Source organism: Streptomyces sp. NPDC107575, assembly GCF_055657265.1.
Genome location: NZ_JBVKBG010000003.1, coordinates 592,537 through 605,009, shown reverse-complemented (window position 1 = coordinate 605,009; position 12,473 = coordinate 592,537). Strand labels below are relative to the sequence as shown.

The window sequence follows — 12,473 nt, the reverse complement described above, 5'->3', positions numbered from 1 at the left end:
CCCCGCCGCCGCTTGAGGCGCGGGGTCCGGGGCGGAGCCCCGTGGCCGCAACGCCGTCACGGCTCAAAGGATCACGCGGCCGACCGAAACTCCTCGCCCAGCCCGACGAACACCCCGGTATTCAAGGCGAACGCCGCCTTGCACTCGGACACCACCCGCTGCTTCTCCAACTCGTCCACCGCGATCCCGTCAAGAAGCTCCCGGTAGTGCCGCTTGAACGCCGCCGGATTGGCCACACCCTCGAAGACGTAGAACCGCACCCCGTCCCCCTTGCGCGCGAACCCCCACGTCTTCTCCGCCTTGTCCCGGATGATCTGCCCACCCGAGAGATCGCCCAGATAACGCGTGTAGTGGTGCGCCACATACCCGCCCGGCCAGGACGCCGCACACTCGGCGACCCGCTCCGCGTACGCCCGCGTCTGCGGCAGCGCGGACACCGTCTCCCGCCAGTCCGCACCCCGCAGATGCGCGAGGTCGCGCTCCAGCTCGGGCACGCGCTCCAGCTCCGGCTGGATGAAGGGCCCGGCCACCGGATCGTCGACGAGGCGCCGGGCGCCGTCCTCGAGGGCCCGGTACACGAACCACAGCTGCTCCGTGTACCGCGCGTACGCGTCCACACCGAGCCGCCCGCCGAGCAGGTCGCCCATGAACGTCGACGTCTCCGCCTCCGTGTGCTGCTCGTGCGAGGCGGTGCGGATCAACGTGGAGAACGGGGTGTCCATCGGGCGGCCTCCGGGTTTCCGACAAGCTGTCGGTAAAAGCGTACCCAGCGACACGATCAAGGGAACGTAAAAGCAGAAAACCGCCAGGCCCCAAAGATCGCTACGGCAGCGTGAGGATCTCCGTGCCGCTCTCCGTGACCACCAGCGTGTGCTCGAACTGCGCGGTCCGCTTGCGGTCCTTCGTGACGACGGTCCAGCCGTCCTCCCACATGTCGTACTCGTACGTGCCGAGCGTGAGCATCGGCTCGATCGTGAACGTCATGCCGGTCTTGATCTCGGTCGTCGCGTGCGGGGAGTCGTAGTGCGGGACGATCAGGCCGCTGTGGAAGGACGAGTTGATGCCGTGCCCGGTGAAGTCGCGCACGACGCCGTAGCCGAAGCGCTTGGCGTACGACTCGATGACCCGGCCGATGATGTTGATCTGGCGGCCCGGCTTCACGGCCTTGATGGCGCGGTTGAGGGACTCACGGGTCCGCTCGACGAGCAGCTTCGACTCCTCGTCGACGTCGCCCACCAGGTACGTGGCGTTGTTGTCGCCGTGCACGCCGCCGATGTACGCCGTCACGTCGAGATTGACGATGTCGCCGTCCTTGAGGACGGTCGAGTCCGGGATGCCGTGGCAGATGACCTCGTTGACGCTCGTGCACAGCGACTTCTGGAAGCCGCGGTAGCCCAGCGTGGACGGGTACGCGCCGTGGTCGCACATGTACTCGTGCGCGATGCGGTCCAGCTCGTCCGTGGTGACGCCCGGGGCGATCGCCTTCGCCGCCTCCTCCATGGCCCGCGCCGCGATCCGTCCGGCGATCCGCATCGCCTCGATCGTCTCCGGGGTCTGCACCTCGGGGCCCGTGTACGGGGTCGGCGCGGGCTTGCCGACGTACTCGGGGCGCCGGATGTTCCCGGGCACGGAGCGGGTGGGGGAGATCTCCCCCGGAACGAGCAGGGTGGGCGACGCTTGCGACTGGCCAGACATGCCAGCGAGTGTAACGAGCGCACGTGGGGGAGCATGGCGGGGACGAGAGGAGCCGCCGTGGCGCTGTTCAAGAAGCGAACCGTCGGAAAGCCGGGCGAGTGGTACTACTGCCTGGAGCACAAGAAGGTCGAGGAGGGGCCGGAGTGCCCCAACAAGGACCGTTTCGGCCCCTACGCCTCCCGCGAGGAGGCGCAGCACGCGATGGACACCGCGAGGGAGCGGAACCTGGAGTGGGAATCCGACCCTCGGTGGCACGACAAGCCGGAGGATCCGGACCAGTGATCATTTGGAGCCCCTGCGGCGATTGAGCAGCGGGGTCCGGGGCGGAGCCCCGCGCGGGTGGGCGGACGCCTCACCAACGAGCAGGCGGCGGCGCGGTCAAGTGATCCGCAAGCCGCGACAACCGATCACGAAACCCCCGCCGCCCCCGCGGAGCGGATGTCGCGTTCTCCCCGGCCGCCGCACTGACCAGATGCTGCACCGTGTCCAGATCCAGGTCCGTGTCCCCTGGCACGCTCAGCCCGTCATGGGCCATGGCATGCAGATCACCCCCGCCGGAGGCCTCCGCGTCGAGCGCCAGAATCGTCGCCCCCGCACGCCGAGCGTCCCGCACCCGTTCCAGGAGCGGAGCGCCCGGCTCGGTCGGCGTGACCACGAGCAGCGTCTCGCCGCGCCGCGCCGCCTCGAGCCGCCCCAGGCCGACGGCCAGGTGCGCGGGGTCGTCGGGGCGCGCCGCGTGCCGCACCAGCGTGGGGGCGAGCTCGGGCGTCCCGGACCAGGCCGCCTCGTCGACCAGGTGGGCCGCCAGATGCCAGGGCTCGTACGTCGGCGACCCCACGAGCAGCAGCCCGCCGCCGTGCGCGCCGACCGAGGAGCGCAGCGCCCCCGCGAAGCGACGGGTGGCGGAGGGCCACTCGGTCCCGGCGAGTACCTCGCGCAACAGTGCTACTCGTACGGCGTCCATGGGCCCGCATCGTGCCTCAAGTCACGGGCCCGTTCGCCGCGTTCGGGGGAAGTCCGCCCGTACGAGCCACATACCCTTGAGTAGGGTCGCTGCATGACCTCTACCGAAAGCAGCCCGAGCGGCCAGAAGGCCCCGGCCAAGGACCCCTGGGACCTCCCCGACGTCTCCGGACTCGTCGTCGGAGTCCTCGGCGGGACGGGGCCGCAGGGCAAGGGCCTCGCCTACCGCTTCGCCCGCGCGGGCCAGAAGGTGATCCTCGGATCCCGCGCCGCCGAGCGCGCCAAGGCCGCAGCGGACGAGCTCGGCCTCGGCATCGAGGGCGCCGACAACGCCGAGTGCGCCCGCCGCAGCGACATCGTGATCGTCGCCGTGCCGTGGGACGGCCACGGCGCCACCCTCGAAGCCCTCCGCGAGGACCTCGCGGGCAAGCTCGTCGTCGACTGCGTCAACCCACTCGGCTTCGACAAGAAGGGCGCGTACGCCCTGAAGCCCGAGGAGGGGAGCGCGGCGGAACAGGCCGCGGCGCTGCTCCCGGACTCGCGGGTTGCGGCGGCCTTCCACCACCTGTCGGCCGTCCTGCTCGCCGACCCGGAGGTCGAGGAGATCGACACCGACGTCATGGTCCTCGGCGAGGAGCGCGCCGACGTGGAACTGGTCCAGGCGCTCGCCGGGCGCGTCCCCGGCATGCGCGGCATCTTCTCCGGCCGCCTGCGCAACGCCCACCAGGTCGAATCGCTCGTCGCGAATCTCATCTCGGTGAACCGCCGCTACAAGGCGCACGCGGGGCTGCGCGTCACGGACGTATGACGGACGTATAGCCGCGTTCCGGCCCCGGTGGGGCATGGGGGACACTGGACGGCGTACTACCCGCCGCGCCGCAGTCTGGAGCCGCCCCCCATGCCCCGCATCGCACTGTTCTCCCTGGTCGTCTGCGCCCTGGCCGTCGTGGCGGCCGTGGTGTCCTTCGTCGAGGGCAGCTTCCTCGGGATCGTGTGGGTGCTGATCGCGGGCATCACGTCGAACATGTCGTGGTTCTACCTGCGCAGGGCGAAGGCCGAGAAGCAGGTGGCGAAGGCCGAGACCGCGCCTACTGCGTGAACGTCGGGATCTCCGGGGTGCCCTGCCAGAACCGGTAGAACTGCTGGCCCCAATACGTGTCCCACTCGTGCACGCCCAGCGCGCCGAGCACCCAGTCGACCGCGTCGAAGAACCACTGGTTGATCTCCGGGATCCACAGCACGGCGAACACGGCGAGCAGACCGAACGGCGCGAACGGCTCCACCTGCCGCCGGATGCTCTGCGACAGCCAGGGCTCGATCACCCCGTACCCGTCCAGGCCCGGCACCGGCAGGAAGTTCAGGATCGCGGCGGTCACCTGCAGCAGGGCGAGGAACCCGAGCGCGTAACGGAAGGTGTCCGGCACCCCGTCCAGCGCGTCCAGCCAGAACGGCGCCGTGCACACGATCGCGAACAGTACGTTCGTCAGCGGCCCGGCGGCCGAGATCAGACTGTGCCGCCAGCGCCCCCGGATCCGCCCCCGCTCGATGAAGACGGCGCCACCGGGCAGGCCGATCCCACCCATGATCACGAAGAGCACCGGCAGCACGATGCTGAGCAGGGCGTGCGTGTACTTCAGCGGGTTCAGGGTCAGATAGCCCTTCGCGCCGATCGAGATGTCGCCGCTGTGCAGCGCCGTACGCGCATGCGCGTACTCGTGCAGACACAGCGAGACGACCCAGGCCCCCGTCACGAACAGGAACACGGCGAAGCCCGGCGCGGAGGCGAAGTCCGTCCACACCGCCCAGCCGGCCACCGCCGTGATCGCGGCGATGCCGAGGAAGACGGGGCTGATCCTGTTGTCGCCGCGGCGTGCGGTGGCGGTGGTCATGGGGTGGAACTCCCGGGGCAGTCTGGTCGGCTGGCTCACCGAACGTACTCGCTGTATGCGGGAAACGTGTCGCGGTACGGCGGGAGTTCCGGAGAGGGTAGGGGGCATGACCAGGCCCAGGCAGGTACCCGGCGCGGCCGCCGGCGTGCGGCAGCGGGGACAATAGGCGGGTGCGCTACCGAATCCTCGGCACCACCCAGGCACTCCGCGACGACGGCACGGCCGTCCCGGTCGGCGGGGCGCGGCTGCGTGCGCTGCTCACGGTGCTCGCGCTGCGGCCCGGCCGTGCCGTGCCCGTCGGGTTCCTGGTCGACGAGGTGTGGGGCGACGAGCCGCCCGCGGACGCGCCGGCCGCGTTGCAGGCGCTGGTCGGGCGGCTGCGCAGGGCCCTGGGGGCCGGGGCGATCACCTCGTCCGACGGCGGCTACCGGCTCGCCGCCGCCGCGGACGACGTCGACCTGTTCCGCTTCGAGCGGCTGACCGCCGACGGGGCGCGGGCCCTCGCGGACGGTGACCCGGCGAAGGCGGTCGACCTGCTCGACGACGCGCTCGGGCTGTGGCGGGGGCCGGTCCTCGCCGATCTTCCGGACCGGTCGACCGAGGCCGTGCGCTGGGAGACCCGCCACCTGGACGCCCGGCGGACGCGCCTTGCCGCGGGGTTGGACCTCGGCCGCGCGGACGAGGTCCTGCCGGAGCTGACCTCGCTGTGCGACGCGCATCCGTTGGACGAGCCGTTGCAGGTGCTGCGGCTCCGGGCGTTGCGCTCCGCGGGGCGGGGGGCGGAGGCGTTGGCGGCGTACGAAGGGGTTCGGCGGGAGTTGGCGGATGCGTTGGGGGCCGACCCCGGGCCGGAACTTCGGGCGCTGCACGAGGAGTTGTTGGCGCCACCCGCTCCCACGCCACGGGGCTCCGCCCCGGACCCCGCTCCTCAATCGCCGGAGGGGCTTGATAGTGCCGACCGAGCCTTGGGCAATCTGCCGCCTGGGGCGGCAGGGTGGGCAAGGCGGCCCACGGTGCCGCGCGGCGATGGTGTGGCCCCAGCCCCGGGGAATCTCAGGGCCCGGTTGACCTCGTTCGTCGGGCGGGACGGTGACCTCGAGGCGATTCGGGCTGACCTGGGGCGCGTACGGCTCGTGACGTTGCTCGGGCCCGGTGGGGCCGGGAAGACGCGGCTCAGCCAGGAGGCCGCCGAGGGGCTCGGGACCGCACCGGACGGGGTGTGGCTGGCCGAGCTGGCCCCGGTCGGTGACCCCGCCGCCGTCCCGGAGGCGGTCGTCAGCGCGCTCGGCGCCCGGGAGACGGTGCTGCGCGGCGCCGGCGCCGAAGAACTCCGCGTCGCCGGCGAGCGCCAGGGCGACGACCCCCTCGTACGCATCGTGGAGCACTGCGAGGACCGCCGGCTGCTGCTCATCCTCGACAACTGCGAGCACGTCGTCGACGCCGCCGCCGCCCTCGCCGAGGACCTCCTCGCCCACTGCCCCGGCGTCACGATCCTCGCCACCAGCCGCGAACCCCTCGGCGTACCGGGCGAGTCGCTGTACCCGGTGGAACCGCTCCCGGAGCCGTACGCGCTGCGCCTGTTCGGCGAGCGCGGCGCCGCCGTGCGCCCCGGCTTCACGGTCGACGAGGCCCCGGAGGCGGTGGGCGAGATCTGCCGCCGCCTCGACGGCCTCCCGCTCGCCATCGAACTCGCCGCCGCGCGCCTGCGCATGCTCACGCCCCGCCAGATCGCCGACCGCCTCGACGACCGCTTCCGACTCCTCACCTCGGGCGCCCGCACCGCCCTGCCCCGCCAGCAGACGCTCCGCGCGGTCGTCGACTGGTCCTGGGACCTCCTCGACGAGCCCGAACGCGCCACCCTCGCCCGCCTCTCCGTCTTCAGCGGCGGCTGCGACCTGCCCGCGGCCGAGGCGATCTGCGGGCCGGACGCGCTCGACACCCTGGCCTCCCTCGTCGACAAGTCGCTCGTGGTCGCCGCCCCGGAGGACGACGAGCACGGCGGCGGCATGCGCTACCGGCTCCTCGAAACCGTCTCCGAGTACGCCGGCGACCGCCTCGACGAGTCCGGGGAGCGCGCCACCGCCGAGCGCGCCCACCTCACGTACTACCGCGAACTCGCCCGTACCACCGACCCGTTGCTCCGCGGCGCCGGCCAGCGCGCGGCCATCGCCCGCATCGAGCGCGACTACGAGAATCTGCGCACGGCCCTGCGGCACGCGGTCGCGGCACGTGACGAACAGGAGGCGTTCAGCCTCGTCCTGTCCCTGTCCTGGTTCTGGCAGATGCGTGACCTGCGCACCGACGCCCGTACGTGGACGGGGGAGGCGGCGGTGCTCGGCCCCGACCCGTTCGCCGGGCCCGTGCGCCCCGCCCCGCCGCTGTACGAGCGCTGCACCGAGACCCCGCCCCCGTTGACCGGCGAGCTCTTCGAAGAGGCGCGCCGCCAGGTCCATCTGTGCCGGCTCGGCTACATGGACATGGAGATGGACCACTGGCAGACCGAGGAGGGCCAGGCCCGGCTGCGCGCCGTCATCGGCACCTACCGCGCCGACCTCCCGCAGGCCTGCCGCCCGCCCGGCAACATCTGGTACTTCGCCGTCCTGATGACCGGCGACATGGACAAGCTGCAGGAACTCGCCGCGGTGTCCGCGCGGACCTGCCGCGAGCTCGGCTACGACTGGGAGCTGGCGCTCGTCCTCCAGATGCGGGCCAACGTGTTCGCCAACCGCAGCGACTGGGCCGAGGAAGGGCTCGCGTACGCCGACGAGTCCCTTGAGCTGTTCAGCCGGCTCGGCGACGAATGGGGCACCGCCGAGGCGCTGTCCGCGCGCGGCGAGGCGCGCGAGAAGCTCGGCGACTTCGAGGGCGCCGCCGCCGACTACACGCGCGCCCGCGAGGTCGCGCACAGCATGGGCGCCCACTCCCAGGCCGCGATCCTCCAGGTCAGGCTCGGGCAGGCGCGCATCGAGCAGGGGGACGCGGAGGAGGGCGAGGCGCTGCTGTGGGAGTCCCTCGAGGACGGGCGCCGACACACCAACGAGTCGCGTCCCGCCGCCCGGCTCTTCCTCGTCTCGCATCTCGCGCTCACCGGCCGCACCGCCGTGGCCCGTGAACAACTCGCTCTGCTGCGCGGTGAGTTCAGGGTGGCGCAGATCGGCTTCTTCCACGGCATGACCGTCGGCATGGAGGCGATGATCGACGCCGTCGACGGGCACACGGGGGACGCCCTCGCGAACGTGCGGCGCTGCCTCGACATCGCGCGGGACCCGCTGTCCGCGCTCGTCATGCCGCAACTGGTGGGGCTGCACCTGTGCACGGCGGCCCGGGCCATGACCCAGCGCGGCGGGGACGGCGACGCGGTGACGGCCGCGCGGCTCATGGGCGCGGCCGACGCGGCGATGCCCAAGGGCCACAAGCCGGGCCTCCTCGAACGCAATTGGCGCGCGGACGCCGAGGCGGCGGTCCGCGCGGGGCTCGACACCGACACGTACGAGCGGGCATACGCCGAGGGCGGCGGCCTCTCCGTGGAGGAGGCCACCGCCCTGCTGGACGACTGACGACCGACGCGAATCGACCCGGTCGCCCGGATCCGTCCCGCGCAGGGTCAGCTCTTGGTGGTGAACTTACGGATCGCGATCGGCGCCATGACGGCCGTGATCACCGCCGTCCACCCGAGGGTCACCCACAGATCGTGGGCGACCGGGCCGCCGACCATCATTCCGCGGCAGGCGTCCGCGAGGGACGAGATCGGGTTCCAGTCGGTGAAGGCCTGCAGCCAGCCCGGCATCGACTCGGTCGGCGCGAAGATCGACGAACCGAACTGCAGCGGCATCATCACCAGGAAGCCCATGGCCTGCACGGCCTGTGCGCTCTTCATGGTCACGCCGAGCGTCAGGAAGATCCACATGAGGGCGGAGCCGAACAGTGCGGTCAGGCCGATGGCACCGAGCAGACCGGCCCAGCTGGTGATGTCGAAGCCGACGAGCAGCGCGACGATCATCAGGACCGTGGTGGCGACGAGGAGCCGCAGCATCTCGACGACCACCTTGGCCATGAGCACCGAGCCGCGGCCGATGGGCAGGGACCGGAAGCGGTCCATGATGCCCTTCTGGAAGTCCTCGTTGAAGCCGGTGCCGACGCCCTGCGCGATGTTCATGCTCATCATCGCGACCATGCCGGGGATCACGTACTGCACGTACGCGTCCTGGCCGCCGCCCATCGCGGAGCCGATCGAGCCGCCGAAGACGAACACGAACAGGAGCGTGAAGACGATCGGCATCAGGATCGCGTCGAACATCGACTCCGGGTCGTTGCGGATCCACAGCAGGTTGCGGCGTATCAGCGCGCCCGTGTGACGCAGGTGGCCGCGCAGGCCGATCTTGGGGTCGGCCTCGACGGTGATCGTGGGGGCCGCGGGGGGAGCAAGGGTGGTGGCACTCATACGGCGGCCTCCTCGAGTTCGGGCCTGGCGTCCTCCGGAGCGGAGGCCTTGTGGCCGGTGATGGACAGGAACACCTCGTCCAGGCTGGGCAGTTCGGTGGTGATGGAGCCGATCGTGATGCCTCGCGCGGTGACCGCGCCCACCACGGCGGTGAGCTGCTCGTCGCTGAGTACGGGGACCAGGACGGACCCGGACAGGGTGTCCACGGTGGTGGTGGCGAGGCCCGTGAGCCCCATGTCGTCTATCGCGTGCGCCAGCGGGTGCAGCTCCAGCTCGTCGGCCGGGCGGATGCGCAGGGTGCGGCCTCCGACCTTCGCCTTGAGCTCCTCGATGCCGCCACGCGCGATGACCTTGCCGTGGTCGACGACGGTCAGCTCGGAGGCCAGCTGCTCGGCCTCCTCCATGTACTGGGTGGTGAGCAGGACGGTGACGCCGTCGCGCACCATGCTCTGCACCTCGTCCCACACCTCGTTACGGGTACGGGGGTCGAGGCCGGTCGTCGGCTCGTCCAGGTAGAGGACGTGCGGGCGGCCGATCATGGAGGCGGCGAGGTCGAGCCGGCGGCGCATACCGCCGGAGTACGTCTTCGCGGGGCGGGCGGCGGCGTCGGTGAGGCTGAACCGTTCGAGCAGGGCGTCGGCGCGGGCCTTGGCGTCCTTCCGGGACAGGTCGAGGAGCCGGCCGATCATGTACAGGTTCTCCCGGCCGGAGATCTTCTCGTCGACCGAGGCGTACTGGCCGGTGAGGCCGATCACGCGGCGCAGCTGGCGGGGCTGGTTGACGGCGTCGTAGCCGGCCACGATCGCCGTGCCGGCGTCGGGGGTGATCAGGGTGGACAGGCACCGTACGAGGGTGGTCTTGCCCGCGCCGTTCGGCCCGAGCACGCCCATCACGGTGCCCTCGTGCACGTCCAGGTCCACGCCGTCCAGGGCCTTGGTCTCGCCGTAGTGCTTGACCAGTCCCCGGACGGACACGGCGACCGGGCGGTCGCTGCCCGGGCTGATGTCGGGGTTCTTGTCGATTCGCGTCATGCCCCCAAGGTGGCAGCCACCACCGACAACCTGCCGACAGCCGACCGACAGGTCTCCGACGGGGGCGGGGCGGGGTGCCATTGCCGGGGGCCGGGGGCCGGGGGCCGGGGGCCGGGGGCCGGGGGCCGGTCCGGGGGCCGGGTGTCGCGTCCGGGTCCGGCACCCGGGGCGGAGGCCGGGGCCGGGGGCCGGTCCGGGGCCGGGGTCCCAGTGGTCGGGATGTTGCTTGTCGGGTCGGGTGAGCGGGGCCGGGGTTCTGGCCGCCGTGCCGGGGCTGAGGGCCACGGCGCCGGTGCGCGGCACGGCCCTTCTGCGACTGGGCCCGCTCACCTCCCACCGCCCGCCCCCTCCGGGGGCTTCGGCCGGTCCGGGTCCGGCCGGCGGGCCGGGTGGGTGTTCATGGTGCCGGTGTGCGGCACCGCTGTTCTGCGACTGGGCCTGCTCATCTCCCACCCGCCGCCCCCTCCGGGGGCTTCGGCCCGTCCGTCCCCCGCGCCGGGGCGGCGCCCGTCGTGATGGGTGCGCGGCACCGGGGGCCGCCTTGCCCACCCTGCCGCCCCAGACGGCAGATTGCCCAAGCCGGTGACGGCCATCCGCACGGCCCTGCGGAAGGTGGTCGACCCAGCTCGGCGGAGGCTGGGGCCAAATCGATCCTCTGCGGAGCTTGCCTCGGGCAGCGGGCGGGTGGGCTGCTCAAGCCCCTGCGGCGTTTGAGCAGCGGGGTCTGGGGCGGAGCCCCGGGGCGGTGGACGGTCGGCTGGACGGGGCTGCGGCCCGGGCGGAACCCCGTCGGGCCGCAGCCCCCGGAGAGGGCGGGTGGTGGGAGATGGGTGGGGGAGCGGGCGAGGGCCTTGCCCTGCGGGAGGGGCAAACTCGGGCCCCCGTGACTGACGGGTGGCCCAATCAAGCCCCTGCGGCGCTTGGGCAGCGGGGTCTGGGGCGGAGCTCCGGGGCGGTGGATGGTCGACCGGACGGGGCTGCCTGCCCCGGGCGGAACCCCGTCGGGCCGCCGCCCCCGGACGGAGCGGGTGAAGGCCATGGCCCCCGGAAGAGCGGGCAAACTCGGGCCCCTGTGACGGGTGGCCCAATCAAGCCCCTGCGGCGTTTGAGCAGCGGGGGCCGGGGCGGAGCCCCGAGGGCGGTGGACGGTCGGCCGTCACCGACGTCCCGGCAGAGCAGCGGCACCCCGCGGGGCCGCAGCCCCCGGAGGGGGCGGGTGGTGGGAGATGGGCGGAGCCCCGAGAGCGGCGGATGGTCGGCAGGCAGGGGCGGCGGCCCCGAGAGAGCCGGACAGGCCACCGCCAGGCGGGGCGATGCGCAACGCCCCACCGACCCACCCGCGGAGCGTGACGCGGCCCGCCGACGGGGGAAGATCGGCGGGCCGCGGTCGTACCGAATTGGCTCAGTGGGGCGGTTCCAACCGCCCGGTTGTGCTCAGCGGACGGGTCGCCCCCGTCCGGGGTGTGCTCAGCGGACGGGTCGCCCCCGCCCGGGGTGTGCTCAACGGACGGGGCGCCCCCCGCCCGGGGCGCGCTCAGTGGACGGAGTGTTTCTCCTGAGGGAACGTTCCGCCGACGACGTCCTCCGCAAACGCCTTCGCCGCGTCGGACATCACGCCCCGCAGATCCGCGTACTTCTTCACGAAGCGCGGCATCTTGCCGCCGGTCAGGCCGAGCGCGTCCGTCCAGACCAGGACCTGCGCATCCGTACCGGCCCCCGCCCCGATCCCGACCGTCGGGATGTGCAGCGTCCGCGTGACCTCGGCCGCCAGCTCCGCCGGGACCAGCTCCAGGACGACCGCGAACGCGCCCGCGTCCTGGACCGCCTTCGCGTCCCGCAGCAACTGCTGCGCCGCCTCCTCGCCGCGCCCCTGCACCCGGTAACCCTGCGTGTTGACCGACTGCGGGGTCAGGCCGATGTGCGCCATGACCGGGATCCCGGCGTCGACGAGCAGCTTGATCTGGGCGTGCGAGCGCTCGCCGCCCTCCAGCTTCACCGCTCCGACCCCGGCCTCCTTCACCAGCCGCATCGCGGACCGGAGCGCCTGGGCGGGCCCTTCCTGGTACGAGCCGAAGGGCAGGTCGCCGACGATCAGGGCGCGGGACGTGCCCCGTACGACCGCCGCCGACAGCATCACCATCTGGTCCACGGTGACCGGCACCGTCGTCTCGTACCCGAGGTGGCAGTTGCCCGCCGAGTCGCCGACCAGCATCACGGGGATCCCGGCCTCGTCGAAGACGGACGCCGTCATCGCGTCGTACGCGGTGAGCATGGGCCACTTCTCGCCCCGCTCCTTGGCGAGGCCGATGTCCCGGACGGATACGCGGCGCGAGCCCTTGCCCCCGTACAGCACGGTGGACCTCTGGGCGTTCTGGGCAGCCGAAAGCTCTGTGGGTTGCGTCATCGCAACGGCTCCTTCATGTCGTCTCGAGGCGCCCTGACGGCGTCCCCGGA

The 12,473-nt window shown here is 72.5% G+C and carries 11 protein-coding genes; 4 read left to right on the top strand and 7 right to left on the bottom strand.

The genetic code is table 11. The annotated features are described in order from the left end of the window. Positions 1 to 71: 71 nt before the first annotated feature. The gene (locus tag ACZ7L4_RS15970; RefSeq protein WP_472102906.1) at positions 72 to 722 is read right to left on the bottom strand and encodes a biliverdin-producing heme oxygenase; all 651 of its coding nucleotides are present in this window, start codon (positions 720 to 722) and stop codon (positions 72 to 74) included. A 100-nt stretch (positions 723 to 822) separates the two neighbouring features. Next, entirely contained in the window at positions 823 to 1,695 is an 873-nt protein-coding gene (gene map / locus ACZ7L4_RS15965; RefSeq protein WP_472102904.1) for a type I methionyl aminopeptidase, read from the bottom strand. A 57-nt stretch (positions 1,696 to 1,752) separates the two neighbouring features. Between map and ACZ7L4_RS15960 the strand changes: the two genes are divergently transcribed. After that, on the top strand, positions 1,753 to 1,977 hold the full coding sequence (locus ACZ7L4_RS15960; protein WP_472102902.1) for a hypothetical protein: 225 nt from the start codon (positions 1,753 to 1,755) through the stop codon (positions 1,975 to 1,977). Positions 1,978 to 2,047: 70 nt separating this feature from the next. Here the strand turns inward: ACZ7L4_RS15960 and ACZ7L4_RS15955 are convergent, their stop codons facing one another. Continuing rightward, on the bottom strand, positions 2,048 to 2,659 hold the full coding sequence (locus ACZ7L4_RS15955) for a hypothetical protein (RefSeq protein ID WP_472102900.1): 612 nt from the start codon (positions 2,657 to 2,659) through the stop codon (positions 2,048 to 2,050). Positions 2,660 to 2,752: 93 nt separating this feature from the next. Between ACZ7L4_RS15955 and npdG the strand changes: the two genes are divergently transcribed. Further along, the gene (gene npdG, locus ACZ7L4_RS15950) at positions 2,753 to 3,466 is read left to right on the top strand and encodes an NADPH-dependent F420 reductase (protein WP_472102898.1); all 714 of its coding nucleotides are present in this window, start codon (positions 2,753 to 2,755) and stop codon (positions 3,464 to 3,466) included. A gap of 90 nt (positions 3,467 to 3,556) precedes the next feature. Continuing rightward, positions 3,557 to 3,757, top strand: a complete 201-nt coding sequence (locus ACZ7L4_RS15945; RefSeq protein ID WP_472102896.1) for a hypothetical protein — start codon at positions 3,557 to 3,559, stop codon at positions 3,755 to 3,757. Here the strand turns inward: ACZ7L4_RS15945 and ACZ7L4_RS15940 are convergent. Then, positions 3,747 to 4,547 carry a site-2 protease family protein gene (locus ACZ7L4_RS15940; protein WP_472102894.1) on the bottom strand — a complete coding sequence of 267 codons (801 nt, stop codon included), beginning with the start codon at positions 4,545 to 4,547 and terminating at the stop codon, positions 3,747 to 3,749. The two genes, ACZ7L4_RS15945 and ACZ7L4_RS15940, sit on opposite strands and share 11 nt — an antisense overlap. A gap of 170 nt (positions 4,548 to 4,717) precedes the next feature. Here ACZ7L4_RS15940 and ACZ7L4_RS15935 point away from each other — a divergent pair, with 170 nt between their 5' ends. After that, positions 4,718 to 8,104 carry an AfsR/SARP family transcriptional regulator gene (locus tag ACZ7L4_RS15935; protein WP_472102893.1) on the top strand — a complete coding sequence of 1,129 codons (3,387 nt, stop codon included), beginning with the start codon at positions 4,718 to 4,720 and terminating at the stop codon, positions 8,102 to 8,104. Positions 8,105 to 8,151: 47 nt separating this feature from the next. Here ACZ7L4_RS15935 and ACZ7L4_RS15930 read toward each other — a convergent pair whose 3' ends face one another. The 3 genes from ACZ7L4_RS15930 to panB all read right to left on the bottom strand — a co-directional run bounded on the left by ACZ7L4_RS15930 (position 8,152) and on the right by panB (position 12,423). Continuing rightward, positions 8,152 to 8,988, bottom strand: coding sequence for an ABC transporter permease (locus tag ACZ7L4_RS15930; RefSeq protein WP_472102891.1), 837 nt, complete (start codon positions 8,986 to 8,988; stop codon positions 8,152 to 8,154). Further along, on the bottom strand, positions 8,985 to 10,019 hold the full coding sequence (locus ACZ7L4_RS15925) for an ATP-binding cassette domain-containing protein (protein WP_472102889.1): 1,035 nt from the start codon (positions 10,017 to 10,019) through the stop codon (positions 8,985 to 8,987). Before ACZ7L4_RS15925 ends, ACZ7L4_RS15930 begins: the two co-directional genes overlap by 4 nt. 1,534 nt (positions 10,020 to 11,553) lie before the next feature. Next, positions 11,554 to 12,423, bottom strand: coding sequence for a 3-methyl-2-oxobutanoate hydroxymethyltransferase (gene panB / locus ACZ7L4_RS15920; protein WP_472102887.1), 870 nt, complete (start codon positions 12,421 to 12,423; stop codon positions 11,554 to 11,556). Positions 12,424 to 12,473 lie beyond the last annotated feature (50 nt).